We start from the raw sequence: 25576 nt of genomic DNA, 5'->3' as shown, positions 1-25576 counted from the left end.
AATGTCTTAGCATCATTGCCCGCCAGATGGCAGACGATCGCAGTAGAAGCGCTTCATTCCTCGCCGCCCGCGCATCCCGCTGGCGGTGACGTCGTCGCCGCAACGCCAGGATTCGAAAACAGGCCTCGCTGCAATTGCATGCGTCCTGAGGCAGGTCTCTCGTGCATGCGCTGCGAGCGTGTTGCCGATGCACCTCCCTTCTCTTGCAGGTCCGGCAGCGCGACTGCTGCCCAGCGGCGCTGGGCCTGGAGACCGGCACCGGACCGACTGCCATCTAGGCGGCACCTGGGACACAGCCCGGACGCATTGCTTAGCGCAGCAGATAAGCAGTTGGAATGAAATTTTAACCCATTGATTAAAAAGACCTATCTCTCTTGAAGATCCGCTTGAGTCCGCCCGGATTGTTGCGTCGCGGCGTGGTGCAGATGCTGCCGCGTGCTTAATCTGTTCCAACAGGTGACCTGCCAGATCCAAATTTAGATCGATCCAAACGCGCCAACCATCCGCAGTGCTTGAAAGACGTGGTGTGCCCGTTGCACCGCCACCTTCGACGAGACGCTTGAATGACCGACTCCCGCCATTGTCGCCACACCCGCCTGCAGCAGGCGCTGCTGCTCGCATCGCTGTCGCCCGTGGCTGGGCTGGGCCCGGCCCGGCGCGCGCTCGCGGCAGAAGCCGTGCTCGATTCTTGAGGCGTGCAATTGGCTGGGCGCGGGTCGGATGCAGACGGGTCGTGCGCCCGGCATCGTCCAGGCACGCAAGCTGCCTGCCGATTCCGGACACGGCCAAACCGCACGACCATGTCGGCGCGCGGTGTCATCGTCTTGCGCACACGCGTGTGGTGCGTCGGTTGCTGCGTCGCGCGGCGGCGGGCACGCGCCTTCCACTGCGGCTTTGTCCGCCCTTTCCCCAAGGTGTTCTGCATGCTGTCAGTCGTCTCGCCCAATCGTTTTACCGCACATGCTGCGCGCACAGCGTTCTGGCGCCGCGCCGCCGTGGGTCTGTGCCTGCTTGGCGTGGCCATGTCCGGGCCGCTGGCCGCGCAAGACCCGGCGCAGGTCAACACCTTCATCGGCAGCAAGGACGACGGCAATACCTATCCGGGCGCCTCGGCGCCATTCGGCCTGATCCAGGTCAGCCCGATCGGCGCGCACTACGCCGGCTGGCGCTACGACGATCCCAGCATTCGGGGGTTCGGCCATTCGTTCCTGTCCGGCGCTGGCTGCTGGGAGCAGGGCGGCCAGGTGTCGGTGCTGCCGGTCACCGGCAGCATCGGCCCCTGGGGCGACTTCGACACCACCGATGCCAAGGCCTTCGACCAGAAACGCTACGCCGCCCGCTACACGCATGATGGCGAAGTCGGCCAGGCCGGCTACTACAAGGTGCGGCTCACCGATTACGGCGGCATCGATGCCGAAGCCAGCGCGCTCACCCGCGCCGCGACCGAGCGCTATACCTTCGCACCGGGCGCCGACACCGGCCATGTGCTGGTCAATGTGGCGCAGGCCAACGACCGCCATGTGGTGATCGGCAGCCAGGTGCAGATCGTCGGCGACCGCGTGGTCGAGGGCAAACTGACCACGCAGAGTTTCTGCGGCGGTCACGAATACACCACGTGGTTTCGGCTGGAATTCGATCGCCCGTTCACCGCGCATGGCGTCTGGGGCGAAGAGGGGGGCGTGCCCGGCGCGCGTCACAGCATGGGCGGCGAACTCAAGCCCAACGGCGCCTGGCTCAGCTTCCCACTGGGCAAGGACAAGAACGCGCGTGCGGTGACCGTGGTCAGCGCCATCTCGCACGTGGATGCGCAAGGCGCCCGCAGCAACCTGCGTGCCGATGGCATGCAGGGCGACAAACTGCTGAGTCTTGAACAGATGCGCCAGCGCGCGCAGCAGGCCTGGCGCAATGCGTTGGCCAGCATGCAGGTGGAAGGCGCCAGCAACGACGACCGTTCCGTGGCCTATACCGCGCTGTATCACGCCTTGCTGCAGCCGCTGACCGGCAGCGATGCCGATGGCCGCTATCGCGGCTACGACGACGCGATCCATCGCGCCGATGGCTGGACCTACTACGAGTATTTTTCGCTGTGGGATACCTATCGCTCGCAAAACCAGCTGCTCGCCCTGCTGCAGCCAGCGCGCGCGCGCGACATCGGCCGCTCGCTGCTGGCGATCCATCAGCAAGGCGGCTGGCTGCCACGTTGGGGCTATGCCAACTACGACACCAACATCATGACCGGCGACCCGGTGACCCCGTTCCTGGTGGATCTGTGGCGCTTCGGCGCGCTGCAGGGCAATGAAGCGCAGGCGTATGCAGCGCTGCGCCAGAATGCGTTCGGCCAGCCGCCGATCAATTCGCGCCACGCCGGGCGCTCGGGCAATGCCAACTATCTGGCCAATGGCTTCGTGCAATACGACCGTGCGTTTCCCTCCAAGGGCATGGACGTGGACCCGCACCACGGCGGCTCGGCCACGCTGGAATACGCGTTGGCCGATTGCGCGCTGGCACAAATGGCGCAAGCACTGGGCCATGGCGAGGACAGCGCGCAACTGCGCACACGCGGCGGCAACTGGCACCGCGTTTGGGACGCGGATGTGCGCGATACCGAGACCGGCTTTACCGGCTTCCCGCGTCCGCGGCTGGAAGACGGCAGTTGGTATGCGCCCTCCGACGATCGCTACAGCCCACGCTCCGAGCACGGCTTCCACGAAGGTACCGCCTGGCAGTATCAGTGGCTGGTGCAGCAGGACATTCCCGGCATGTTGCAGGCCATGCATGGCCGCGAACAAACCGGCAAGCGGCTGGACGCCTTCTTCGCCTACGACGACCTGCTGAAAGATCCGCTCACTGCCGCACGCACGCACTGGGTGGTTGGCCCGTACAGCTATTACAACCAGTACCGCTACAACCCCAACAACGAACCGGACCTGCACGCACCGTGGATGTACACGCTGATCGGGCAACCGTGGAAGACCGCCACCGTGGTGCGCGCCGCGCAGCAGTTGTTCACCAATGCGCCCAACGGCGTCACCGGTAACGACGACCTCGGCACCATGTCGGCCTGGTATCTGTTCAGCGCGCTCGGCCTGTATCCGGCAGTGCCGGGCAGCGGCGAATTTCTGCTGCATGCGCCGCGCTTCAAGCGGGTCACGCTGAATCTGGGCAACGGCAAGCGCCTGCGCATCGACGCCCCCGGCGCCGACGGCCGCGCGCTGCAATACGTGGACAGCGTGCGCTGGAACGGCAAGCCGCAGCCGCAGGTCTTCCTGGATTGGGCGCAGCTGCAGCAGGGCGGCACGCTATCGTTTGCCCTTACCAAGCAGGCACCCACGCAAGGTTGGGGTACGCAAGCGGATGCGTTGCCGATCTCGTTCTGCGCCACGCCAGCAGCATCGCAGTAACAACCGGCTGCAGCCACCCAGTCACTGCAAGCCCAGACGCCGCAAGCACTGACCAGCGGCACGCCGCTCAAAAGCCCCTCTCCACCGGGAGAGGGGTTGGGGTGAGGGTACGGGGCAAAGCGCCTGACGAATTGGATGACACGTGGCTTCGCCCGTACCCTCATCCGGCCCTTCGGGCCACCTTCTCCCGACGAACGAAGGGTAATAGCGCAGTAGCGCAGTAGCGCTAAAGAGCAGCAGCGCTAGAGCCCCTCTCCCCTCGGGAGAGGGGTTGGGGTGAGGGTACGGGGGCGAAGCGCCTGACGAATTGGATGACACGTGGCTTCGCCCGTACCCTCATCCGGCCCTTCGGGCCACCTTCTCCCGACGAGCGAAGGGTAATAGCGCAGTAGCGCTAAAGAGCAGCAGCGCTAGAGCCCCTCTCCCCCCGGGAGAGGGGTTGGGGTGAGGGTACGGGGGCAAAGCCCCTGACGAATTGGATGACACGAGGCTTCGCCCGTACCCTCATCCGGCCCTTCGGGCCACCTTCTCCCAGTGGGAGAAGGGCAACGTCGCAGCAGCGCTAGAGCCCCTCTCCCCTCGGGAGAGGGGTGAGGGTACGGGGGCAAAGCGCCTGACGAATTGGATGACACGTGGCTTCGCCCGCAGCCTCATCCGGCCCTTCGGGCCACTTTCTCCCGACGGGAGAAGGGTACAGCTCGCCTACATCGATTCATTCTTGAAGGCGCGTGGCGACGCGTTCGTCATTGCTGGCATTCGCTGGATGTGCGGCGCCCCTCATCCGCCCTGCGGGCACCTTCTCCCCCATAAACGAGGACAGTGTCCCGACGGGAGAAGGGCGGCTCACCCCGCCTGATTCAACCGGCTATTGCGTCGCCCATAGGCCAGGTACACCACAACACCCAGCGCATTCCACAGCAGGAACCAGCCCTGCGTCTTGCTCGGCAAGCTCCAGAACAGATACAGGCAGCCGCCGATCGCCACCGGTCCCACCACCCACGCCAGCGGCGTGCGGAAGGCGCGCGCGCGGCCGGGTTCGCGCACGCGCAACACCAACAGGCAGGCCGCCACCGCGGTGAATGCGGCCAGCGTGCCGGCATTGGCCAACGCGGCGATTTCGTCCAACCGGGCCACGCCCGCCAGTGCTGCCACCAGCACCGCGGTGAACAGTGTGATCGCCACCGGCGTGCCAGTGCGTGCGTTGACCTTGGACAAGCCGCGCGGCAACAAGCCATCGCGCGACATCACGAAGAAGATGCGGCTCTGCCCATACAAGAACGCCAGCAATACCGTCGGCAACGCAATGATCGCCACCGCGCCGATCACCAGCGCCGCCTTGCCGTGGCCGAGTTCGCGCAGGATCAGCGCCAGCGGTTCCGGGCTCTTGCCGAACACGGTAAAGCTCATCGCGCCGACCGCCGCCAGCGCCACCAGCACATAGATCAACGTGCAGCCAATCATCGAACCGACGATGCCGATCGACAGATCGCGTCCCGGGTTCTTGGTTTCTTCGGCGGCGGTGGAAATCGCATCGAAGCCATAGAACGCGAAGAAGATGATGGCCGCCGCGGCCATCACGCCGCGCTCCACGCCGTCGGGACCCACCGCCTTGGAGAAACCGTACGGCATGAACGGCTGCAGATTCGCGCTGTTGAAGGCCGGCAGCGCAATGGCCACGAATACGCCCAGCGCGATGATCTTCAACACCACCAGCACGGCATTGAGCGTGGCGCTTTCCTTGGTGCCGGCCATCAGCAGGCCAGCCACCAGGAAGGTGATCACCACCGCCGGCAGGTTCACGATACCGCCGGCATGCGGCCCGGCAATGAGTTCATGCGGCAATCCCACGCCCAGCCATTGCAGGAAGCCGACGAAATAGCCCGACCAGCCGACCGCCACCGTGCTGACCACCAGCGAATATTCCAGCACCAGGCTCCAGCCCACCACCCAGGCAATGCTCTCGCCCAGCGCGGTGTAGCTGTAGGTATACGCGCTGCCGGCAGCCGGCATCATCGTGGCCATCTCCGCATACGCCAGCGCCGCGCAGGCGCACACGATGCCGGCGGCCACGAACGACAGCAGCACCGCCGGTCCGGCCTTGTCGGCGCCCACGCCGATCAGCGTGTAGATACCGGTACCGACGATGGCGCCGATGCCCAGCGCGATCAGATGCGGCCAACTCAGGCTGCGGACCAGTTGCCGACCGGCCTCGTGCACGGTGACCTGATCGATGGATTTGCGCCTGAGCCAAGACGACATGCGGACCTCGCGGGGATCAAAAGAATGCGCGAGTGTCGCCCAACGCAGCGCAGCAAAGCTATCGGTCCAAGGTCATGCGGCGGCGCTGGTCGGGCAGAGTAGACGCGCCACCCGCATCACCGTGGCGCGCGCATGCCCTAACCAGTCCTTCGACAACCTAGAACGTCTGCCGTCCAGCGCTTGTACGAATCCCAAATCCCGACGCACCAATCCGGCTTTATCGCTCACTCAACCGACGGGCGATGCGGCGGGCGCGCGTTGCGATAGATCAGCTGCACTGCCCAGGCCCCGGCAAGCCCGACCACGCCGGCAGCGAAGTGGCTCCAGTCCAGCACCCGCGGCGCCGCGCCATTGGCTTCATGGCCCCACAGGTTGAACCACAGCAGCACCAACGCGGTGATGCCCATGCCCATCCAGAACCACAGGCGGGTACCGCCGATCGCATAGATCAAAAACGGCAATGCCGCTCCGATCAGAAAATGCACCGGGAAAAAATACGCCGTGCCGTAGGGCCGCATCAGATACCAGACGATCGCTGCGAACGTGCCCAGAAAGACGAACAGTCCAAGGGCCAGCAGGCGGGTTTGGTGGGTGGCAGTGGTCATCGGCAAGCCTCGCAAAAGCAGACCCTCACCCTACCTATGCCCAGGTCAATGCAGTGCGAGCGTGCGGCATGCATCGCGTCGGTGGTCTGGTTCGCTTCGCACAAAGGCGACGCGCAGCATCACGGTGCCGTGCAACCATGGCGCTGGAATCCGGCGCGTGTCTTCAAGTGTGCGTAATACGCCGCCACCGCAGGCAACGCCGCATGCGCGATGGGGCTGGCAACCCAGCGCTGTGTCGACAACCCCAGCACGATGTCGGCAAGCGTAAAGCGTGCGCCGAGGACGAACGGACCGCCGCGTTGTAGTTGTGCATCCAGGATCGCCATGTGCCGGTTCCACTGCTCCACGCTCGCCGCAATCGCCTGCGCATCGGCATGCGCTGCACTGCCACGGACAGTGGCCATGAACGCGTAGCGCCAGGCTGTATTGAGTTCGGTAGCCTGCCAATCCATCCATTGCTCGACCAATGCGCGTGCGGCGGGCGCGGCCGGCAGCAGATCGTGGCGTTGGCTGCGCGCGGCCAGGTAGCGGCAGATCGTGTTCGATTCCCACAGCACCAGTTCGCCTACGCGGATGACCGGCACCAGCGCATTCGGGTTGAGTGCGCGAAATTCCGGCGTCTGCACCGACGCAACGCCGCTGCCATAGGCATGCAGCGTGTAGTCCAGCGCCAGCTCGTCGCACAGCCACAACACCTTGCGCACATTGATCGAGCCCGGCTTGCCGTAGATCTCCAGCATGTGTTCCTCGGTGCTATGCGTGATGGCCGGCGATTGGCGGCGGTGACATGCGCTGCATGCGACGCCGCGTGCATCCACGCACGCGGCGGCCAATCGCAGGGAGCAGTGCATTCTCACCGCTGCACTCTTGCGCCGCTACAGCGCGCGCTTGCCCGCATATGCATCGCGCACGCTCTGGCTGATATAGGTGCTCAGCCCGCGCCCGGCCGCGGCAAGCCGCTGCATGGTCGCGACCACGTCGGCACCCGCACTGTCGGCCGTATACACATAGGTCTCGCCGCTGCGAAAACGCACCGCGATGGCGTCATCGGCCAGCGCGTAGGCCACCACGCCCGAGTGGCCGTTGCGATTGCCATAGCGCTGCATGCGAACCGGGCGGGGTGTGGTCATGCCGGCAGGCTAGAACCGCTGCAGTGATGGGCGCTTCAACGAACGCGGCAATAGCGTGCGCAGCTGCGCCGCACCCCACGCGCAATCGAAACCGGTGTGCACACCCTTGGCATCGCGGTGTAGCAGGCACATTGCATTCAAGCGCAGGGAATAGGAAAACAGCCGGTCGCACGTGCCGCGAGCGCGGAATACGCCGCACCTCAAGCGTTGCGGCGTGCGGATGGCAGGCATTGAACCTACAACCCCTCAACCACCTCCACGCGGCCCAGCAAAGAGGCCGTACCGATGACGCCGCTGCGTTCTCCACCGCATCACCCCGCATCCACTGCATCGGCCTGCAGCGGGTACAACGCCGTCAGCGCCTGGCAACGCTGCGCAAACAGCGCATGCAATTGCCGGATCGCCGGCGAAAACTGCTTTCGGTGCGGGCACACCAGCTGCAGCGGCAGCCGATCGCCACACTCGGGCAACAGCGCCTCCAGCCGCCCGGCCTGCACGTCGGCGCACACATCCAGCCACGACTTGTAGGCAATGCCTTCGCCGGCGGCTGCCCAACGCCGCACCACATCGGCGTCGTCGCACAGCATCGTGCCGCGCACCGGCACCACGTGGCGGCGCCCTTCCAGGTCGAATTGCCAACGGTCGTAGGCGCGCCCGGCCAGCACGTACAGCAGGCAGGCGTGCTCGCGCAGCGCATCCAGCGTGGCGGGGCGCCCGTGGCGCTGCAGGTAGGCCGGTGCGGCCACCAGCACGCGGCGGTTGTCCGCTGCCACCGGCAGTGCCACATGGTCTGCATCGTCGATACGGCCGAGCCGAAATGCCACATCCACCGGCGCGCGATACAGGTCGGCCACCTGGTCCGACAGGTGCAGGCGCAGGGTCAGCTTCGGATGTGCAGCGCGGAATTCGGTCAGCCACGGCAGCAGCACGTTGCGGCCCAGGTCCGACGGCGCCGTCACCTGCAGCACGCCGTGCAGCGCACTGTCGGCGCCCCGCACATGCTCGCGCCCGTCGCGCAGCAACTCCAGCACCTGACGCGCGTACGGCAGGTACTGCTCGCCCTCGGCGGTCAGCCGCAGGCTGCGCGTGGACCGGGCAAACAGGCGCAGATCCAGCGCGCGTTCCAGCCGGGCCACTGCCGCGCTGGCCTGTCCCGGCAGCAGATCGGCCTCGCGCGCCGCGCTGGAGAAGCTGCCCAGCGCCGCGGTACGGACGAATAGCGCCAGATCGTCGAAGCGGACCATCTTCACTCCAATCGTGAAAGTGCTTGCGCAGTTTGCCGGTTTTTCCGTGAATCCGGGTGACCGACCATGTAGCTCCCTCCCGCACGACGCCCCTGCCATGAAAGCCATCGCCTATCCGCAACACGGCCTGCCCATCGACGATGCGCGCGCGCTGGTCGAACTCGAGCTGCCGCTGCCAAAACCCGGTCCGCGCGATCTGCGCGTGCGCATCCACGCTGTCTCGGTCAACCCGGTCGACACCAAGATACGCAGCAACGCCGCGGTGGACACCCCGCGCGTGCTTGGCTGGGACGCCAGCGGCGTGGTCGATGCAGTAGACAGCGATGTCAGCCTGTTCCAGCCCGGCGATGCGGTGTACTACGCCGGCACCTTGAATCGTCCGGGCACCAATGCCGAATACCACCTGGTGGACGAACGCCTGGTCGGGCGCAAACCGGCCACGCTCGACGACGCTGCGGCCGCCGCATTGCCGCTCACGGCCATCACTGCCTGGGAACTGTTGTTCGACCGCCTGCGCATCGCCGAAGGCGGCGGACAGGGCCAGACGTTGCTGGTGGTCGGTGCGGCCGGTGGCGTCGGCTCGATCCTGGTGCAGCTGGCGCGCTCGCTGACCCAGCTGACCGTGATCGGTACCGCCTCGCGTCCGGAAACCCAGGACTGGGTGCGCGCACTCGGCGCGCATCACGTGATCGACCACAGCCAGCCGCTGAGCGAAGGCCTGCAGCGCATCGGCATCGCGCAAGTGCAGCACGTCGCCAGCCTCACCCACACCGACCAGCACTTTTCCCAGCTGGTCGACGTGCTCGCGCCGCAGGGCCAGCTGGCCCTCATCGACGATCCGGCCACGCTCGACGCGTTGCCGCTCAAGCGCAAGAGCGCGTCGCTGCACTGGGAATTCATGTTCACCCGCTCGCTGTTCGAGACCGATGACATGATTGCCCAGCACCACTTGCTCAACCGCGTCGCCGCGCTGGTGGACAGCGGCACGCTGCGCAGCACGCTGGGCGAGCACTACGGCCGCATCACCGCCGACAACCTGCGCCGCGCCCACGCCGCGCTGGAATCGCACCGTACCCGCGGCAAGCTGGTGCTGGAAGGGTTCTGACTAAACGCCTCAAGACCAGGCAGCGGCGCGCATCGCCGCTGTCTGGCTGTTGCATCGGCCGCGCCGGTGCGCAGTGCCGCAGGCGCAACGTTCCACGCGCCTGCGACGGTGAGCACCGACCACGCAACCGGCATCGCACTGACGCAGCTGTTGCGACCGGCGCCGCTACACTGCGCGCATGTCATCCCAATCCCTGATCCTTCTCGGGCTGCTTGTCGCAGTCCTCGTGTTGCAGCTGCTGGCGCTGCTGCGACGTCCGTCCACCACCGCGCTGGAGCATGCACTGCGCGCCGAGCAACGCGACGGCCGTGGCGAATTGCGCGAGCAACTCGAAGGCCTGGCGCGGCAGCAGGACGCCCGCCTGGAAACCTTTGCGCGCAACCTCACCGAGCTGTCCACGCGCACCGACCAACGCCTGGACCTGCTGCGCGACGCGCTCGGCGAAGATGCCCGCAAGGCGCGCGAAGAAAGCGGCCTTGCACAACAACGCACCGGCGAGCTGCTGACCCTGCGGCTCACCGAATTGCGCACCCAGCTCGAAGGCTTCGGCCAGCAACAAGAAACCCGCATCCACGTGTTCGGCCAGCAACTGACCGAACTGATCGCGCGCACCGACACCCACATGGCCGCGCTGCGCGAAGCGTTGGCCGAAGACGCACGCAAGGGCCGCGCCGAAGCCGGCCAATCGCAACAACGCTTCACCGAAGCGCTGGGCCAGCGCTTGAACGAACTCACCCAGCGCAACGAATTGCGCCTGGGCGAGATGCGCGCCACGCTCGAGCAGCAGCTGGCCAGCCTGCAACACGACAACGCCAGCAAGCTCGAATTGATGCGCGCCACCGTCGACGAAAAACTGCAGACCACGCTCAACACGCGTCTGGATGCCTCCTTCAAGCTGGTCTCCGAACGGCTGGAACAGGTGCAGCGCGGTCTGGGCGAAATGCAGCAGCTGGCCACCGGCGTGGGCGACCTCAAGCGCGTGCTCAGCAACGTCAAGGACCGCGGCGGCTGGGGCGAAGTGCAGCTGGACAACATCCTCGAGCAAACGCTGACGATGGAGCAATACGCGCGCGGCGTGCGGGTCAAGCCCGACAGTGCCGAAGCGGTGGATTTCGCCATCCGCCTGCCCGGACGCGGCGACGCGCAGGTGGTGTGGCTGCCGGTCGATGCCAAGTTCCCGCGCGAAGATTACGAACGCCTGATCGACGCGCAGGAAAAGGGCGATCTCGACGCGATCAAGCAGTCGACCGCACAACTGGAACGCGCCATCCGCATCCAGGCCAAATCGATCAGCGACAAGTACGTCTGCCCGCCGCACACCACCGACTTCGCGGTGATGTTTCTGCCCACCGAAGGGCTGTATGCCGAAGTGATCCGCCGCGCCGGCCTGGTCGATCTGCTGCAGCGCGAGCATCGCGTGGTGCTGGCCGGCCCCACCACGTTCACCGCCTTGCTCAACAGCCTGCAGATGGGCTTTCGCACCTTGGCCATCGAAAAGCGCTCCAGCGAGGTCTGGCAGGTGCTGGGCGCGGTGAAGAGCGAGTTCGGCAAGTTCGCCGGCATTCTCGAAAAGGCCGAGCGGCAGATCAGCACCGTCGGCAAGAGCCTGGGCGAAGCCAGCCGCAAGACCCGCACCATCGAACGCCGCCTGCGCGGGGTGGAAACCCTGGCCGGCGAGCAGTCGCAGGCCTTGCTGGACGATGGCAGCGACGACACCGGAACCAGCAGCGAAGACGACAGCAACGACGAGCAGGCGTGATCCGGCTGCAGATGGCGAAGCACGGCGTCCGCAGGCGACAGCACACGTAAAAGCGCACCCGGGCGCGATGAAGCGTTATCGGTAGAGCTGGTCGCGCCCGGGTGCGCTCCTACGCATGCAGGTTTGCGGCATGTGCTTGTGCCGATAGCCAGCACATCGCGCAGACATCGCCACCGCGATGCTTGCACCCACACGATTCAAGACGAGAGTTTCAATATGGCGACCCGATGGATCCACGCAGGGCTCTGCGCGCTGCTGCTGACTGCCTGCAGCAATGCGCCAACCGCCTCTCCTGCCTCGCCAGCCGCGCAGGCCCCTGCTGCACAAACGAGCGCCGACGCCGCTGCCTGCACCGCAAAGGGTGGCCAACTGCGCCCGGTCGGCCGCATGCAGATTCCGCGCTGCATCGTGCCGTATGCCGATGCCGGCAAGACCTGCACCGACAACAGCGATTGCAGCGGCGACTGCCTGGCCACCAGCATCGTGCCGACCGGCGCGGCGGCCACCGGGACCTGTCAGCGCGACAGCGATCGTTTCGGTTGCCGCCAGGAGGTGGTCGGCGGCAAGGGCCAGGCGGCGTTGTGCATCGATTGATGGCCTGGCCGCAGACAACGGCCGGCAGCGTGAGCCGGTGGCATCGCTCGCGCCACGTTGGCCGTTTATGCTCTGGGCTCTCCCTGCCCAGGACGCATCGATGAGCCAGACGCTTTACGACATCCCCGTGACCCGCATCGACGGCCAGCTCGCCACGTTGGCGGACTATCGCGGCAAGGTGCTGCTGGTGGTCAACGTCGCCTCCAAGTGCGGCCTGACCCCGCAGTACGAAGGACTGGAAGCGCTGTATCGCGACAAGCGCACGCAAGGTCTGGAAGTGCTGGCATTTCCGGCCAACGACTTCAACGGCCAGGAGCCGGGCAGCGAAGCGGAGATCGCGCAGTTCTGCCAGCTCACCTACGACGTCACCTTCCCGATGTTTGCCAAGATCGCCGTCACCGGCGACCAGGCGCATCCGCTGTATCGGGCGCTGACCAGCACGCACCCGCACACCACCGGCGACGGCCCGATGCGCGAAAAACTGGCCGGCTACGGCATCGCCCCCAATCCCGCACCCGGTGTGCTGTGGAACTTCGAAAAATTCCTGATCGGCCGCGACGGCACGATCATCGACCGCTTCGCTCCGGACATCCCCGCCGACGATGCGCGCCTGCGCGACGCAGTGGATGCGGCGCTGGCCACCCACGCATAGTGCGCTGTCGGCATTGCGCTAACGCGTCATGTCCCTGTCGGCAGCAAGGGAACAGGCAATGACCTTCAATCACGTCTTCAGCGCTTCAATGCTCGCGTTGTCGATGGTGGCTGGCTGCTCGCACATGCCCGGCACGGCGTCCGCCCCCGACGCGCAGGCGGAGCGGTACATCGTCGACTGTTCTCGCGACTGGGCAGAGTCTGTCGTTACAGGAAATCGGTCAAAGCGCAGGATTTACTTTGCCGACGACTTCATCGGTACCGATACCAAGGGCCGCAGATACGATAAATTCCAGGTCACCCGCGAGACCGGTCCGGCCAAGCAGATCATGTCCAACACACTGGACGAGATAAACGTCAGGTTCTTCGGAGATACCGCGATCGCGCATGGGAGTGAAACATGGACCCGTAAAGACGGGTCTACGGGCCGGTATGTCTGGACCGATATCTGGATCAAGCGGAGCGGTCGGTGGCAAATCATCGCGGCGCAAGATGCGGCGGCGTCGGTACCGGTACCGACACCGGCTCGCAACGACGGCATCTAGCAGCGCCGTCACACCGAGGCGCTTGGCAATGCGGGGTACGCAGTTGCGTCGCAACGGGTCTGCCTGGTGGCCAACACACAAAAAAGCCCGGGATCGCTCCCGGGCTTTTTCGTTCATCACTCACCAAACATCCAACCGCTCAACGCACCCAGTTCGGGATCGGCATGGCGTTACCCGGCACGGTATTGTCCTTGTCGTCGCGCAGGTAGTCCGGCAGCTCGTTGTTCTTCTCGCGATGGCTGCGCAGATCGCGGGTGATCTGGTAATTGCGGCGCTGCATCCATGCATCGCGGGTCAGCGCGTATTCGTCCGGCGCCTGGTCGCGCAGCGAATCCAGCGACATCAGCTGCGCGCGCGTATCCACCAGCTGCAAGCCCTGCAGGGCGAAGCGCGTACCGCCGTCGTCCACCTGGCGAATCCACGACAGCGGAATATCGCCCGCCAGCCCGAAGGTGTCGCGCACGGTGCGCGGCCCGAACAACGGCAGTTCGAAGTAGCGCGAGTTGCGCCAGCCCCACGCGCCCAGCGTCTGGCCGAAGTCTTCGCTGCGCCGCGGGATGCCGGCCGCCGAAGCGGGGTCGAACAAGCCGGCCACACCCAGCGTGCTGTTCATCACAAAGCGCCCCAGCGACTGCATTGCATGGACCGGGTGGCCTTGCAGCAGCTGGTTGACCATGGTCAGCGGCGTGCCCAGGTTGTCGAAGAAGTTGGTCACGCCCAGGCGCGCCGGACTCGGCACCACCTTGGTGTAGGCCGTCGCCAACGGACGCGCCACGCCGCGGTCCACCGCCATGTTGAAGCGGTGCATGCCGCGGTTGTAGCGCTCCCACGGGTCGTATGCCGGCGCCGCGCCCGGTTGTGCCGGCGCGCCGTTGGCACCCTGCGGGGTGGTCGTGCCGTACAGCGCGTCGAAGTCGCTTTCGGCATCGGTGGGCGCGCCTGCAGCGGTGGTGCCGGTGCCCGCCGCGGCCTGCGGATCGGCAGGAGCAGCAGCGCTGGCCGGCAGCGCGTCCGGGGCGGCCATGCCGGCGGCGGCCGGCTGCGCGGTCACTGCGGCATCGTCGCGGACCGGCGCATCGGCTGCAGGCGTGATGGCGGTTGCGGTACCGCCCGACGGCGGCGCGGACTTGGGCGCCTGGCTGGCGCAGGCACCCAGCAGCAGGCTGGCCAACAACGGAAGAGAACGGAACTGGGTCATGGGCTGGCGCTCAGGCCTGAAAATCGAGAGTGGGAGACAACCGGTAGGCAGCGCGCAATTCGTCCAGACCGGACGCCTCGCCCACCACCGCGCCGCTGCCGGCTTGGCGCAACCGGGCAGCCAGTTCGGCCAGCATTGCCACGCCGGCGCTGTCCAGGCGTTGTACACCCGACAGGTCCAGCGTGCGCGCGCCATCCAGCTGTGCGATCGCCTGCGGCCAGGCCGCGGTGACTGCCGCACGGTCGAGCACGCCGGCGATGACCAGCGCCTCGCCCGTGCGTTGCACGGTATTAGTTGCCATTGGCCGGTGCCGTACCGACCTGCAGGTTGCCGCTACGCAGCTCGGCGGCCACCTTGGCAATGCCCTTCTCGCGCAGCGGGCCGTCGAACTGGGTCTTGAAGGTCTGCACGTAGGAAATGCCTTCGATCATCACGTCGAAGATCTTCCACTGGCCGCCGGTATTGCGCATCAGGTAATCGACTGGGGTCGGGTCGTTGCCGGCACGCAGCAGGTCGGTGGACACCTTGACGCCACGGTTGCCCGGCAGCGCGCTTTCGGACTTGGCGCGGAAGGTCGGCTTGCCTTCGAAATTCAGCAGCGCGGTGCCATAACGCTGCATCAGGTTGTCGGCCAGCGCATCGGCAAACAGCTTGACGTCGGCATCGGAGGCGCCGCGACCATGCACGCCCAGCACCAGGCGGGCCGAGTAATCGCGGTCGAAGGCCTTGTTCAATTCGCCGTTGATGAACTGATGCAGCGCCGCCGGATTGCTGCGGAACTCGGCGCGGCGCTGGTCCAGCGTGCTCAGGATGCGAGTGCTGCTGTCGATGACGGTCTTGGTCGCCGCGCCCTGCGCAGGCGCGCTGGCAGCGGCCGGCTGCGCCAGCACGGTTGCCGGTGCGCACACCAGCAGGGTCGAGGCCAGGACGGCAGAAAGCACAGTGGTCTTCATTGATGTGGTTCCGTAGAGGGAGGAGCGGTTTGCGCAGGCGCAGGCGCCTGGCCGTTGGCGGCGGCCGGGGCATTGCTGCCGCCACCGCCACCACTGAACATGTATTTGCCGACCAGCTGCAGCAGATCCACCGCCGGCTGGGTGAAGCCGATTTCGTCGCCCGGCTTGAGGGTGTCCGGGTCGCCGCCCGGCTGCAGCCCGATATAACTCTCACCGAGCAAGCCGCTGGTGAAGATGCCAGCCGAGGTGTCGGCGGGCAGGTCCTTGTATTTGGTATCCAGCGACAAGGTCACGATCGAATCGAACTTGGTCGGGTCCAGGCTGATGTCGGCCACCTTGCCGATGGTCACGCCGCCGATCTTTACCGGCGCCTGCGCGCGCAGCTGGCCGATCTGGCTGAAGCGGGCGGTCAGCGTGTACTGGCTGGAGCCAAAACCCCAGCGCTGGTTGGTCGAGGCCACCGCCAGCACCAGCAGCGAGGCCAGGGTCAGCAGCAAAAAGGCGCCGACGGCGAATTCGAGTCGTGGTCCACGCATGGCCATAGTTATTCCACTCACCTAAACAACATTGCAGAAAGGACGAAGTTGAACATCAGCACCAGCAACGAGGCATTCACCACCGCGCGGGTGGTGGCGACCGAGGTGCCTTCGATGGTCGGTTCGGCATGGAAGCCCACGTAGGCGGCAACCAGTGCGGCGGTGCCGCCGAAAATCGCCGACTTGAGCATCGCCACGCCGAAGTCGTCCCAGACGTCCACGCTATTGCTCAGCCCGGACCAGAAGGTGCCGTTGTCGATCCCCAGCACATGCACCGCTTCGAAATAGCCACCGGTAATGGCCAGCGAGCAGAACACGCCCGTCAACAGCGGCACCGTCAGCACCGCCGCCCAGAAGCGCGGCGCCACCGCCTTGGCCACCGGGTCGATGGCCATCAGCTCCAGCGCCTTGATCTGGTCGGTGGCGCGCATCAAACCGAGCTCGGCGGCGATCGAACTGCCGGCGCGGCCGATGAACAACAGCGCGGTCAGCACCGGCGCCAGTTCGCGATACAGCGACAGGCCCAACAGCGTGGACAACGCATCCGATGCACCGTAGGTGGTGAGCGTGCGATAGCCCTGCAAGGTCAGCACCAGGCCGACGAAGGCGCCGCCCACCGCAATGATCGGCAGCGAGCGCGCGCCGACCTTGTAGATCTCGCGCACCAGTTCGGCAATGAAATCGCGCGTGGGCAACGAGCCGCGCAGCACCGTCAGCGAAAACAGGCCGGCGCGGCCGAAGGCGCGAATGGAATCGGCGAAGGCCATCAGGCAGCACTCCGGTCGCGGCGCGGGGCGGCATCGAAGGCGATCGGACCATCCGGCTGGCCATGCAGGAACTGCTGCACCAGCCGGTCGGTGCTGTCCTGCAACTGCGTAGGGGTGCCGGCGAACACGATGCCGCCATTGGCGATCACCACCGCCTGGTCGCAGATCGGCAGCGTCTCGTGCACATGGTGGCTGACGATGATGCTGGTCAGGCCCAGGCTGTCGTTGAGGCGCTGGATCAGGCTCATGATCACGCCCGAGGCGATCGGGTCCAGCCCGGTCAGCGGCTCGTCGTAGATCATCAGCGGTGGGTCCAGTGCCAGCGCGCGCGCCAGCGCCACGCGCCGCGCCATGCCGCCGGATAACTCGCGCGGCCAGGCATCGGCGGCGGCCAGCAGGCCGACTGCATGCAGCTTCATCTGGACCAGGCGCTGCAGCACCGCTGCCGGCAAGCGCGTGTGGGTGCGCAGTGGCAGCGCGACGTTCTCGGCCACGCTGAGGTCGGTGAGCAGGCCATTGCCCTGCAGCAGCACACCGACGTTGCGCCGCATCTCCAGCAGCGCGCGGCTGCCGGTGGGAATCGCATTGCCGAACAACGTGACCGTGCCGGCAACCGGGCGCAGCTCGCCAGTCAGCGCCGCCAGCATGGTGGACTTGCCGCTACCGGACGGACCGAGCACGGCCGTGATGCTGCCGCGTGGCACCTGCAGCGACACATCGCGCAGGATCGTGCGCCCGCCGCGGTCGATGCGGACACCGGACAACTGCACGACAGGGGAAGCGGAAGCCGTCATCGGTGCCTTTAACAAAATTACAACGCGATAGAGTAGCCCGCACAGCGCTGAACATAACCAGACTGGCGCGTGCAGTATTGTCGCATTCACCCAGTGGCGATGTGCGGGTTGCGTGTCGCTGTCTGCGTAACAGCGTGTCCTGCAGCGTAACCAGCCCACACGCATGCGAGCGGAATCGAGAAACGTACGCTGCAGTAGGGACGTCGGCGACAGTTTCCCCAGCGCGCCGTGTCTCCCTGCAGCTTGGCACGTGTGTTGTGCTGTCTTGCCTGTCGCTGTCGCGCCACGATCTGCCGAGCACGTCGCGTTGTCGGCAGCGGCAGCTTGTCGAACCGGCCACAAAACGTGACGATCCACGCTACTTCGTCGCTGCAGGAATCTTCCATGGAGTTGCTGACGCTTGAACACTTCGCCGGTAGCGTCAACGAGACCTTTGCTGCCGCATTGAATGAGGGCGAGGTGCCGTTCGTGCTGGTGGAAGCGCGGCCCTTGCAGCACGCGCGCCCTTCGCAACGTGCGCCGTTCTCCCTGCTGTTTCGTAACGGCTCGGCCTTTCTGTTTCCCCAGCAGACCTATCAGATGCGGCATGCGCGGCTCGGCGAGATCGGTATCTTCCTGGTGCCGGTGGCGCGCGAGCGCGACGGGTTCCTGTATCAGGCCGTCTTCAATTGAACACGGCCAGCTGCGCGTTCAACTGAGCAGGTGATCGCGCGGATGCCAGCGCATCTGCAGATGGGTCTGGGTGCTGTCGCCTGCAACGAATCCGTGGCGGGCATACAAGCGTCGCGCAGCGGGGTTGGCGTGCAGCACATGTAATGACAAGGCGCATCCGGCATCGCGCGCGCATGCCTGCGCATGCGCGATCAGTTGCGAGCCGATGCCTTTGCCACGCCAGTCCGGCAGCAGGCTGATATCGACCAGCGTGTGGTGCGCGGTGGCGCGGTGCAGATAGAGCCGGCCGATCGATAGACCGTTGGCCTGCACGATCAGAAAGTCCGCGTCGGCAAACTGCTGCCGGTAATGCGTGCGCTGCAATGCGAACTGCTGCAGCAGGAAGGCGCGCTTGGCAGCCTCTGGCCACGGTACCGGTGCGAGCTCGTCGCTGCGCGTGCTGGCATAGAGCTCCTGCAACCAGGCCAGATCGTCGGGTTGCTCCGGCCGCAGCGCAAGATCCGCTGCGGCCGGCGCGTCAGCGCAGAGGCGCGCGTGTGCTCCGGCCTGCGTCACGCGTTCGGGCATTGGCATCGCCTAATCGAACACAGGGTAGTCGCCCTGCAGCGCGATGCAGAAGTTCACCGCCAGATACGGCTGCCGGTTCTCGTGCGCCTGGCCGATACCGGTTGGCATCAACATGGTCGGGGAGAACTGCTTGTCCGGCGCGACCGTCAGGAACGGCCGCTCGCTGTTGATGCTCAGCGACGACAGGGTCACGCCGCTGGCGGGTGTGCCGGTCCGTTTGGTAGGGTCCGATTGCGAGTATGCAGTGACGCCGTGCTGGTGCAGCGGGATCTGCGAACTCTGCAGGCTCACCGAGGCGGAGCCGACGCTGCTGCCCAGCGTATGCGGAGACAGGCCCGGGCCCTGGCCCTGCTGGCAACCGGCGCGCGCGCAGAAGTTCGGCAACTGGAACGTGCTGCTGCCGTTGCCGCCATAGACCACGCCCAGGAGCGAATACAGCGTGGTGTTCTGCGCGATGGGCAGTACGGCGCCGTTGCACAGGGCCCAGCCATAGGGGTTGTAGTCGAAGCCGAACAGCTGGATTTCGCCGATGTAGGGTTCGGTCATGCGCGGATTCCTCGGATGGAACGGATGCGTGCCGCAGCCGGATCGGCGCGGCGCATGGATCAGGCCTGCTGCGGAAAGATGCCGGTGGTGGCGATGCAGTACTGCACCGTCAGCGTCGGCATCAGGTTGTCGTGCGGCTGGCTGCCGCCGGCGTACGAGGTGCTCTGCCCGGACATCGCGACCTGGCTGGCACCGGTCACATCGCTGGCGTAGAACAGACCGCCGTTGACGGCGCCCGGCACTAGCCCGGCGGGCGCCGCCGACGTGGCCGCCGCGGTGGTGGCCTGTGCGGTGTGCGTGTGCGCCGGCATCTGCAGGTCGACCAGGGTCACCGTCTCGGTGCCGGCGCGCTGGCCCAGGACGTAGTTGTTCAATCCAGGCCCCTGGCCCTGGTGGATCGGCAGACGCCCGCGCAGGTCCGGCACGCCGAAGGTGCTGGCGCCATTGCCGCCGTAGGTGGTGCCGAGCAGTAGGTACAACGGCTCGTATTCGGAGATCTGCAGCAGCGTGCCGTCGCATGCCTGCCAGCCCTGGGGGGTGCGGCCGAAGCCGAACATGCGGATTTCGCCGATGAATGGAGTGCCCATGTGGTCCTTCCTGGTCGATGACGCGCCGCGCGCGAGTGCGGAAACGGCTAGTTGCGCGAGGGGAAAATGCCGGACAGCGCGATGCAGAAATTCAGCGTGGTGTACGGCTGCAGGTTCGGGTGCGCCTGGCCGCCGCCGCTGTTGGCGATCGTGGACTGGGCCAGCGGCACCATCGTGCCGGGCGCGGCATACAGTGGGTGCGGCGTGCCCGGACCTGGACTGACGACATTGTTGGCAAACAGGCGCCCGGTCGGCACGCGGTTGTCGCCATTGGCGCTGCTGCAATCCATGAGGTGCAGATGTGCCGGCAGGTTGTCGCCGACCAGCGTCACCGTCTCCGCACCGGCGGCCTGCCCCATCGGCACCGCAGGCGGTTGCCAGGCTGGATCGACAGAGGGGCTGTAGCCGATGGGCGTGCGGCCGCGCAGGTCGGGAAGGCCGAACGTCGTCCTGCCATCGCCGCCATAGCGCGTGTTAAGCAGGCTGAACAGGGCCTGGTTCTGATTGATCGGCAACAACTGCCCGTTGCACTGCGCAAAAAACTTTGGCGCGAACGCGAAACCGGTCAGCATGATCTGACCAACGAAAAACTCGCTCATCCAAGCCCTCCCTGAGTAGGTGACCGCCCGACTGCATGTCGGAAAGTGGTCTACACATACCTGTCGCGCCTGCGCGCAGCAAGCCGCCACGCACCAAAAGTGGGATGAAGTATTAATTTTTTGTTCTTTAACTGGCAGTCAGTTCCTGCTTCAATGGCGCCGCAGCGCGGATATGTGCCGACAGGCATGAGCAGCGCGCTGATCTGAGGCACCAGGACTGCTGCCGGCGCCGTGGGACGGCGTGTTTCTAGGGGATTAGCGATGTCTACGAATTGCCATGCCGTCGGTGGCGTGCACTTGGCCCTGCGTTGGCTGATGGCACTGCTGCTATTAGCGAGCTCTCATACCGCCTTGGCAGCCTATTGCCCGGCCCCCAAGAGTGCCACCGTCAGCTCCGGCGGTTCGGTGACGTTCGACGTCAGCGACTGCGATGGCCCGTTCAATGCCGGCATGGCCGACGGTGCGCAACCATCGCATGGCAGCTACTCCCTCACCGGCCAACTCGACAGCGCCGGAACCGAGCGGGTGACCTACACCAACAACGGGGATGGCGCGACCTCGGACTCGTTCTATCTGCTGGACGAGGACAATAACCAGGTCGTCTTCAACATCACCATCAACCCCTCGCGCACCGCCAGCATCGCGGTCAGCCCGTCCGCCGCCAACGAGGACAGCGGTACCTCCTTGGTCTACACGGTGACGCTGAGCCAGACCAACAGTTCGCCGACCACGGTGAACCTGACCCGCAGCGGTACCGCCACCAGCGGCACCGACTACACCGGCGCGGTCAGCAGCGTGGTGGTGCCGGCCAACGCCACCTCCGTCAGTTTCAGCATCACCCCGGTCGCCGACACGACGGTGGAACCCGATGAGACGGCGATCTTCAGCGTCGCCAGCGGCACCGACTATTCGGTCGGCAATCCGTCCAGCGCCACCGCCACCATCGTCAACGACGACTTCCCGGTCGCCACCATCACCGTCTCGCCGGCCAGCGTGTACGAAGACGGTGCACCCAACCTGGTCTACACCGTCGCGCTGAGCCAGCCATCGCCGTCGGCGCTGTCGATCGGCTTCAACGTCGGCGGGACCGCCACCAACGGCACCGACTACGCCACGATCAATTCGCCCTTGGTGATCGCGGCCGGCCAGACCAGCGGCACCATCACCGTCAACCCAACGCCCGACACCACGGTCGAACCCGATGAGACAGTGGTGATCAGCCTCAATGCCGGCAGCGGTTACACGGTTGGTTCGCCGAACAGCGCCACCGGCACCATTCTCAACGACGACCTGCCGGGGCTGTCGATCAACGATGTCTCGGTGAACGAAGGCAATGCCGGCACCACCAATGCCACCTTCACCGTGTCGCTGAGCGCGCCGGCCGGCGCCGGCGGCGTCAGCTTCGATCTCGCCACGGCCGATGGCACCGCCACGGCGGGCGTGGATTACGCCGCCTCCAGTCTGACCAGGACCATCCCCGCCGGCAGCAGCAGCGCCACCTTCACCGTGCTGGTCAACGGCGACACGCTGGCCGAGCCGGACGAAACGTTTTTCGTCAACGTCAGCAACGTCACCGGTGCCACCGTGAGCGACGGGCAGGGCCTGGGCACGATCGTCAACGACGATGCGCAGCCGGCCCTGTCGATCGACGATGTGAGCGTCAACGAAGGCAACAGCGGCACCACCACGGCCACCTTCACGGTGAGCCTGAGCGCGGCCAGCGGCCAGACGGTTACGGTCAACTACGCCACCGCCGACGGGACCGCCACCGCCGGCAGCGACTATGTCGCGCGCTCCGGCACGCTGAGCTTTGCGCCGGGCGTGACCGCGCAAGGCGTGGCCGTTACGGTCAATGGCGACACCGCGGTCGAGCCCAACGAGACCTTCAGTGTCGGCCTGTCCGGGGCCAGCAATGCGACCATCGCCCGCGCCACCGGCACCGGCACCATCCTCAACGACGATGCGGTGGTGACGATCTCGCCCACGTCGCTGCCCGCAGCAACCGCAGGCACTGCGTACAGCCAGACGCTGACCGCCAGCGGTGGCACCCCGGGCTACAGCTTCGTGATCAGTGCCGGGACGTTGCCGGCCGGAATGACATTGAATGCCGCCGGGGTGCTGTCCGGTACGCCGACCGCCAGCGGCAGCTTCAACTTCACCGTCACCGCGACCGACAGCGGGGTGCCGACCAGCGGCAGCCGCGCCTACACCCTGACCGTGGCCGGCGCCAACGTGACCTTGCCGGCCACCACCTTGCCGGCCGGCACCGCGGGCCAGGCCTATTCGAGTGCGATCACTCCGGCCACCGGCGGCATTGCGCCCTACAGCTACGCGCTCACCGCCGGCGCGTTGCCCGCCGGTATCACGCTCAACAGCAGCAGCGGGACGTTGACCGGCACCACCACCAGCGTGGGCAGCTTCAACTTCAGCGTCACTGCGACCGACAGTACCAGCGGCACGCCCTCCCAAGGCACGCGCGGCTACACGTTGAACATCGCCGCGCCGACGATTGCGCTGGCGCCGGCCACGGTCCCCACCGCAACACGTGGCACCGCCTACAGCCAGACGCTGACCGCCAGCGGCGGCACCGCGGCCTACACCTATGCGATCACCAGCGGTGCATTGCCGGCCGGCATCACCTTGGCCAGCAACGGCACCTTGTCGGGCACGGCCACGCTGGAGGGCACGTTCAACTTCACCGTGCAGGCCACCGACGCCAACAGCTTCACCGGCACGCAGGCATACAGCCTGACCGTGGCTGGCCCGAACCTGGTGTTGCCGGCGTCGACCTTGCCGGCAGGGACCGCCGGGCAGGCCTATGCGGCTGCGATCGCCCCGGCCACCGGCGGCACGGCGCCGTACAGTTATGCAGTCACTGCCGGCGCGCTGCCGGGTGGCGTGGTACTGGACGCTGCAACCGGCGGCCTCAGCGGGACGCCGACCGTATCGGGGACCTTCACCTTCACCCTGACGGTCAGCGACAGCACGCCCAGCCCCGCCGCGCAGGCCAGCCGGAGCTACGCGCTGACCGTCAACGCCGCAACGCTGGTGCTGAGGCAGCCCACCTTGCCGGCGGCCGTGCGTGGCAGCGCCTACAGCCAGGTGCTCACCGCCAGCGGCGGCATTGCGCCGTACCGCTACAGCATCGCCAGCGGCACGTTGCCGGCCGGATTGACGCTGGCCAGCGACGGCACGTTGTCGGGCACGCCAACGGTACAGGGCACCTCGTCGTTCACCATTGCGGTGGCCGATGCGGGCAATGCCACCGCCACGCAGGCCTACACCTTCACGGTGAACGATGCGGCGCCGGTGGCGGTGGCCGATGTTGCCGCCACCATGACCGACACCGCCGTGACCGCAGCGGTCACCGCCAACGACACCGGCAGCATCACCGCGATCGCCATTGCCAGCGCACCCACCAACGGCACGGCCGTGGTCAGCGGGTTGGAAGTGGTCTATACGCCGAATGCCGGCTTTACCGGCACCGACGTGCTGAGCTACACCGCCACAGGCGCAGGCGGCACCTCGGCTGCGGTGACGTTGACCATCACGGTCAACGTGCGGCCGGTGGCGGTGTCGGTGACTGCAGCGGCAGTGCCGGGCGAAGCGCAACAGGTGGATATCACCCGTAACGCCACCGGCGGGCCGTTCGTGGCCGCTGCGGTGGTTGCGGTCCTGCCGGCCTCGGCCGGTACCGCCACCATCACCCGCGTGGGCGGCACTGCCACTGCGGCGGCGGCGCGTACCTCCGGCCTGTCGCCGGCAGCCACTGCAATGGCCGAAGCGCCGAGCTTTACCCTGACCTTTACGCCCAACCCGGCCTTCGTCGGCCAGGCCACGGTGCAGTTCACCTTGTCCAACGCATTCGCCACCTCGGCCCCGGCCAGTGTGGTGTTCAACATCGCACCACGGCGCGACCCGAGCGTGGATGCGGAAGTGCGTGGCCTGATCGATGCGCAGTCCGAGTCCACGCGGCGTTTTGCGCGGGCGCAGATCGACAACTTCCAGCGCCGTCTGGAGGCCACGCATCGCGGCGGTGGCAGCTTCACCAACGCAGTGAGCTTCCAGCCGACCTCGCACTGCCGCCAGGCCGAGCGCGGCATCAGTGCGCAGCCGTGCAGCCCGGACACGCAGGACGCCGACAACGACTTCCGCGACGCGCCCGCAGTTGCCAGCAGCACCGGCAGCAGCGCGCAGACGCAGGGCGACCTGGGTCTGTGGGTGGGCGGCGCGATCCGCTCGGGCAGCCTGAACCGGCAGACCAACAGCAACGGGGTGGATTTCCAGACCGATGGGTTGAGCGTGGGTGCCGACTACCGTGTTGCCTCGTCGCTGGCGATCCGTGCGGGCCTGGGTTGGGGCCGCGACGACAGCGATGTGGGCAACAACGGCAGCCATAGCAAGGCCACCGCCTACACGATGGCGTTGTACGCCAGCTTCCATCCGGGCAAGGCGTTCTTCTTCGACACCTTGGTCGGCTACCAGATGCTGTCGTACGACCTGCGCCGCTTCGTCACCGATGACAGCTCGCTGGCCGAGGGCAACCGCGACGGCAAGCAGTGGATCGCCTCGCTGTCCACCGGTGCCGATCTGCAACGCGGCACGCTGCAGATCACCCCGTACGCACGGTTGGATGTGGCGCGCGCCACCTTGGACGGTTATGCGGAACAAGGCGTGGCCCCGTTCGCACTGCGCTATGCCGACATGGACGTGGCCACCACCACCGGAAATCTCGGCCTGCGTCTGGAATGGCGCCGCGAGGTTGCCTGGGGACGGCTGAGCCCGCAGTTGCGCGTGGAATATCAGCGCGACTTCCAGGGCCGTGGCGATGCGATCCTGAGCTATGCCGACCTCACCGGTGGTCCGTTCTATCGCACGGCGCAGAGCGCGTTCGACCGCAACCGGTTGATGGTGGGCATCGGTGCGGCGCTGCTGACCGAACAAGGCCTGTCGACGCGGCTGGAATACCGCGGCATCACCGACGGCGACAGCAACAACGACCAGACCTGGATGATCAATCTGGAACAGAAATACTGATCGGGTTGCACGCCGTGCAGTCATGCA

The 25576-nt window shown here is 66.4% G+C and carries 24 protein-coding genes and 1 pseudogene; 10 read left to right on the top strand and 15 right to left on the bottom strand.

Features of this window, described 5'->3' with window-relative positions; all coding sequences use genetic code 11:
* Positions 1 to 85: 85 nt before the first annotated feature.
* From ACCQ03_RS21885 to ACCQ03_RS21875, 3 genes and pseudogenes are all read left to right on the top strand, one after another.
* Positions 86 to 278, top strand: a pseudogene (locus tag ACCQ03_RS21885) (hypothetical protein).
* 285 nt (positions 279 to 563) lie between these two features.
* Positions 564 to 692 (top strand): hypothetical protein, encoded by a 129-nt coding sequence (locus ACCQ03_RS21880; protein ID WP_257721560.1) that lies wholly within the window; start codon positions 564 to 566, stop codon positions 690 to 692.
* Between the two features lie 231 nt (positions 693 to 923).
* The gene (locus ACCQ03_RS21875) at positions 924 to 3401 is read left to right on the top strand and encodes a GH92 family glycosyl hydrolase (protein ID WP_209227157.1); all 2478 of its coding nucleotides are present in this window, start codon (positions 924 to 926) and stop codon (positions 3399 to 3401) included.
* 843 nt (positions 3402 to 4244) lie between these two features.
* On the opposite strand, the gene ACCQ03_RS21870 is transcribed toward ACCQ03_RS21875, so the two are convergent.
* The 5 genes from ACCQ03_RS21870 to ACCQ03_RS21850 all read right to left on the bottom strand — a co-directional run bounded on the left by ACCQ03_RS21870 (position 4245) and on the right by ACCQ03_RS21850 (position 8639).
* Positions 4245 to 5660 carry an amino acid permease gene (locus ACCQ03_RS21870; RefSeq protein WP_057678403.1) on the bottom strand — a complete coding sequence of 472 codons (1416 nt, stop codon included), beginning with the start codon at positions 5658 to 5660 and terminating at the stop codon, positions 4245 to 4247.
* A gap of 224 nt (positions 5661 to 5884) precedes the next feature.
* Positions 5885 to 6265: a hypothetical protein gene (locus tag ACCQ03_RS21865; protein WP_057678404.1), complete on the bottom strand. Its 381-nt coding sequence runs from the start codon at positions 6263 to 6265 to the stop codon at positions 5885 to 5887.
* A gap of 119 nt (positions 6266 to 6384) precedes the next feature.
* Positions 6385 to 7005, bottom strand: a complete 621-nt coding sequence (locus ACCQ03_RS21860) for a glutathione S-transferase family protein (protein WP_057678420.1) — start codon at positions 7003 to 7005, stop codon at positions 6385 to 6387.
* A 135-nt stretch (positions 7006 to 7140) separates the two neighbouring features.
* Complete coding sequence (locus ACCQ03_RS21855) at positions 7141 to 7371, bottom strand: hypothetical protein (protein WP_057678405.1); 231 nt, start codon at positions 7369 to 7371, stop codon at positions 7141 to 7143.
* 335 nt (positions 7372 to 7706) lie between these two features.
* A complete protein-coding gene (locus ACCQ03_RS21850) occupies positions 7707 to 8639 on the bottom strand; it encodes a LysR family transcriptional regulator (RefSeq protein WP_209227163.1) in 933 nt (310 codons plus the stop codon).
* 97 nt (positions 8640 to 8736) lie between these two features.
* On the opposite strand from ACCQ03_RS21850, the gene ACCQ03_RS21845 reads away from it, so the two are divergent.
* The 5 genes from ACCQ03_RS21845 (at position 8737) to ACCQ03_RS21825 (ending at position 13293) form a co-directional block, all read left to right on the top strand.
* Positions 8737 to 9744 carry a zinc-binding alcohol dehydrogenase family protein gene (locus ACCQ03_RS21845; RefSeq protein WP_209227170.1) on the top strand — a complete coding sequence of 336 codons (1008 nt, stop codon included), beginning with the start codon at positions 8737 to 8739 and terminating at the stop codon, positions 9742 to 9744.
* Between the two features lie 226 nt (positions 9745 to 9970).
* Entirely contained in the window at positions 9971 to 11503 is a 1533-nt protein-coding gene (locus ACCQ03_RS21840; RefSeq protein WP_170922338.1) for a DNA recombination protein RmuC, read from the top strand.
* 216 nt (positions 11504 to 11719) lie between these two features.
* Positions 11720 to 12097, top strand: a complete 378-nt coding sequence (locus ACCQ03_RS21835; protein ID WP_209227172.1) for a hypothetical protein — start codon at positions 11720 to 11722, stop codon at positions 12095 to 12097.
* A gap of 100 nt (positions 12098 to 12197) precedes the next feature.
* Positions 12198 to 12749 (top strand): glutathione peroxidase, encoded by a 552-nt coding sequence (locus ACCQ03_RS21830; RefSeq protein WP_150147466.1) that lies wholly within the window; start codon positions 12198 to 12200, stop codon positions 12747 to 12749.
* Positions 12750 to 12777: 28 nt separating this feature from the next.
* Positions 12778 to 13293 (top strand): nuclear transport factor 2 family protein, encoded by a 516-nt coding sequence (locus tag ACCQ03_RS21825; RefSeq protein WP_057678411.1) that lies wholly within the window; start codon positions 12778 to 12780, stop codon positions 13291 to 13293.
* Positions 13294 to 13432: 139 nt separating this feature from the next.
* Here the strand turns inward: ACCQ03_RS21825 and ACCQ03_RS21820 are convergent, their stop codons facing one another.
* From ACCQ03_RS21820 to ACCQ03_RS21795, 6 genes are read right to left on the bottom strand one after another with little or no spacing between them, the layout of a single operon-like run.
* The gene (locus ACCQ03_RS21820; protein ID WP_017158961.1) at positions 13433 to 14491 is read right to left on the bottom strand and encodes an MlaA family lipoprotein; all 1059 of its coding nucleotides are present in this window, start codon (positions 14489 to 14491) and stop codon (positions 13433 to 13435) included.
* Between the two features lie 10 nt (positions 14492 to 14501).
* Positions 14502 to 14792, bottom strand: a complete 291-nt coding sequence (locus ACCQ03_RS21815) for an STAS domain-containing protein (RefSeq protein WP_017156012.1) — start codon at positions 14790 to 14792, stop codon at positions 14502 to 14504.
* Positions 14782 to 15444: an MlaC/ttg2D family ABC transporter substrate-binding protein gene (locus ACCQ03_RS21810; RefSeq protein WP_209227175.1), complete on the bottom strand. Its 663-nt coding sequence runs from the start codon at positions 15442 to 15444 to the stop codon at positions 14782 to 14784. The genes ACCQ03_RS21815 and ACCQ03_RS21810 overlap by 11 nt, the downstream gene beginning before the upstream one ends.
* Positions 15441 to 15986 carry an outer membrane lipid asymmetry maintenance protein MlaD gene (gene mlaD, locus ACCQ03_RS21805; RefSeq protein WP_005912377.1) on the bottom strand — a complete coding sequence of 182 codons (546 nt, stop codon included), beginning with the start codon at positions 15984 to 15986 and terminating at the stop codon, positions 15441 to 15443. The genes ACCQ03_RS21810 and mlaD overlap by 4 nt, the downstream gene beginning before the upstream one ends.
* An 11-nt stretch (positions 15987 to 15997) precedes the next feature.
* Positions 15998 to 16747 (bottom strand): MlaE family lipid ABC transporter permease subunit, encoded by a 750-nt coding sequence (locus ACCQ03_RS21800; RefSeq protein WP_011349188.1) that lies wholly within the window; start codon positions 16745 to 16747, stop codon positions 15998 to 16000.
* On the bottom strand, positions 16747 to 17541 hold the full coding sequence (locus ACCQ03_RS21795; RefSeq protein ID WP_209227178.1) for an ABC transporter ATP-binding protein: 795 nt from the start codon (positions 17539 to 17541) through the stop codon (positions 16747 to 16749). Before ACCQ03_RS21795 ends, ACCQ03_RS21800 begins: the two co-directional genes overlap by 1 nt.
* 384 nt (positions 17542 to 17925) lie before the next feature.
* Here ACCQ03_RS21795 and ACCQ03_RS21790 point away from each other — a divergent pair, with 384 nt between their 5' ends.
* Positions 17926 to 18213, top strand: coding sequence for a DUF6916 family protein (locus ACCQ03_RS21790; RefSeq protein ID WP_057678414.1), 288 nt, complete (start codon positions 17926 to 17928; stop codon positions 18211 to 18213).
* 18 nt (positions 18214 to 18231) lie between these two features.
* Here the strand turns inward: ACCQ03_RS21790 and ACCQ03_RS21785 are convergent, their stop codons facing one another.
* The 4 genes from ACCQ03_RS21785 to ACCQ03_RS21770 are packed head-to-tail and all read right to left on the bottom strand — an operon-like array spanning position 18232 to position 20512.
* A complete protein-coding gene (locus tag ACCQ03_RS21785) occupies positions 18232 to 18780 on the bottom strand; it encodes a GNAT family N-acetyltransferase (RefSeq protein WP_209227181.1) in 549 nt (182 codons plus the stop codon).
* Positions 18781 to 18789: 9 nt separating this feature from the next.
* Positions 18790 to 19326: a phage tail protein gene (locus ACCQ03_RS21780; RefSeq protein ID WP_057678416.1), complete on the bottom strand. Its 537-nt coding sequence runs from the start codon at positions 19324 to 19326 to the stop codon at positions 18790 to 18792.
* 59 nt (positions 19327 to 19385) lie between these two features.
* Positions 19386 to 19913 carry a phage tail protein gene (locus ACCQ03_RS21775; RefSeq protein WP_209227183.1) on the bottom strand — a complete coding sequence of 176 codons (528 nt, stop codon included), beginning with the start codon at positions 19911 to 19913 and terminating at the stop codon, positions 19386 to 19388.
* A 47-nt stretch (positions 19914 to 19960) separates the two neighbouring features.
* Positions 19961 to 20512 carry a phage tail protein gene (locus tag ACCQ03_RS21770; protein WP_017165353.1) on the bottom strand — a complete coding sequence of 184 codons (552 nt, stop codon included), beginning with the start codon at positions 20510 to 20512 and terminating at the stop codon, positions 19961 to 19963.
* A gap of 297 nt (positions 20513 to 20809) precedes the next feature.
* Here ACCQ03_RS21770 and ACCQ03_RS21765 point away from each other — a divergent pair, with 297 nt between their 5' ends.
* Complete coding sequence (locus tag ACCQ03_RS21765; protein WP_209227198.1) at positions 20810 to 25549, top strand: putative Ig domain-containing protein; 4740 nt, start codon at positions 20810 to 20812, stop codon at positions 25547 to 25549.
* Positions 25550 to 25576 lie beyond the last annotated feature (27 nt).

It is taken from the genome of Xanthomonas sp. NCPPB 3569 (genome assembly GCF_041475645.2).
GTDB classification, from domain to species: Bacteria; Pseudomonadota; Gammaproteobacteria; order Xanthomonadales; family Xanthomonadaceae; genus Xanthomonas; species Xanthomonas phaseoli.
The sequence above is the reverse complement of the archived record's forward strand: the minus strand, read 5'-3'. Positions and strand labels throughout refer to the sequence as shown.

Coding starts and splice junctions, on each gene's coding strand:
- ACCQ03_RS21880 (WP_257721560.1), top strand. CDS start 564: ATGACCGACTCCCGCCATTGTCGCCACACCCGCCTGCAGCAGGCGCTG.
- ACCQ03_RS21875 (WP_209227157.1), top strand. CDS start 924: ATGCTGTCAGTCGTCTCGCCCAATCGTTTTACCGCACATGCTGCGCGC.
- ACCQ03_RS21870 (WP_057678403.1), bottom strand. CDS start 5,660: ATGTCGTCTTGGCTCAGGCGCAAATCCATCGATCAGGTCACCGTGCAC.
- ACCQ03_RS21865 (WP_057678404.1), bottom strand. CDS start 6,265: ATGACCACTGCCACCCACCAAACCCGCCTGCTGGCCCTTGGACTGTTC.
- ACCQ03_RS21860 (WP_057678420.1), bottom strand. CDS start 7,005: ATGCTGGAGATCTACGGCAAGCCGGGCTCGATCAATGTGCGCAAGGTG.
- ACCQ03_RS21855 (WP_057678405.1), bottom strand. CDS start 7,371: ATGCAGCGCTATGGCAATCGCAACGGCCACTCGGGCGTGGTGGCCTAC.
- ACCQ03_RS21850 (WP_209227163.1), bottom strand. CDS start 8,639: ATGGTCCGCTTCGACGATCTGGCGCTATTCGTCCGTACCGCGGCGCTG.
- ACCQ03_RS21845 (WP_209227170.1), top strand. CDS start 8,737: ATGAAAGCCATCGCCTATCCGCAACACGGCCTGCCCATCGACGATGCG.
- ACCQ03_RS21835 (WP_209227172.1), top strand. CDS start 11,720: ATGGCGACCCGATGGATCCACGCAGGGCTCTGCGCGCTGCTGCTGACT.
- ACCQ03_RS21830 (WP_150147466.1), top strand. CDS start 12,198: ATGAGCCAGACGCTTTACGACATCCCCGTGACCCGCATCGACGGCCAG.
- ACCQ03_RS21825 (WP_057678411.1), top strand. CDS start 12,778: ATGTCCCTGTCGGCAGCAAGGGAACAGGCAATGACCTTCAATCACGTC.
- ACCQ03_RS21820 (WP_017158961.1), bottom strand. CDS start 14,491: ATGACCCAGTTCCGTTCTCTTCCGTTGTTGGCCAGCCTGCTGCTGGGT.
- ACCQ03_RS21815 (WP_017156012.1), bottom strand. CDS start 14,792: ATGGCAACTAATACCGTGCAACGCACGGGCGAGGCGCTGGTCATCGCC.
- ACCQ03_RS21810 (WP_209227175.1), bottom strand. CDS start 15,444: ATGAAGACCACTGTGCTTTCTGCCGTCCTGGCCTCGACCCTGCTGGTG.
- mlaD (WP_005912377.1), bottom strand. CDS start 15,986: ATGGCCATGCGTGGACCACGACTCGAATTCGCCGTCGGCGCCTTTTTG.
- ACCQ03_RS21800 (WP_011349188.1), bottom strand. CDS start 16,747: ATGGCCTTCGCCGATTCCATTCGCGCCTTCGGCCGCGCCGGCCTGTTT.
- ACCQ03_RS21795 (WP_209227178.1), bottom strand. CDS start 17,541: ATGACGGCTTCCGCTTCCCCTGTCGTGCAGTTGTCCGGTGTCCGCATC.
- ACCQ03_RS21790 (WP_057678414.1), top strand. CDS start 17,926: ATGGAGTTGCTGACGCTTGAACACTTCGCCGGTAGCGTCAACGAGACC.
- ACCQ03_RS21785 (WP_209227181.1), bottom strand. CDS start 18,780: ATGCCCGAACGCGTGACGCAGGCCGGAGCACACGCGCGCCTCTGCGCT.
- ACCQ03_RS21780 (WP_057678416.1), bottom strand. CDS start 19,326: ATGACCGAACCCTACATCGGCGAAATCCAGCTGTTCGGCTTCGACTAC.
- ACCQ03_RS21775 (WP_209227183.1), bottom strand. CDS start 19,913: ATGGGCACTCCATTCATCGGCGAAATCCGCATGTTCGGCTTCGGCCGC.
- ACCQ03_RS21770 (WP_017165353.1), bottom strand. CDS start 20,512: ATGAGCGAGTTTTTCGTTGGTCAGATCATGCTGACCGGTTTCGCGTTC.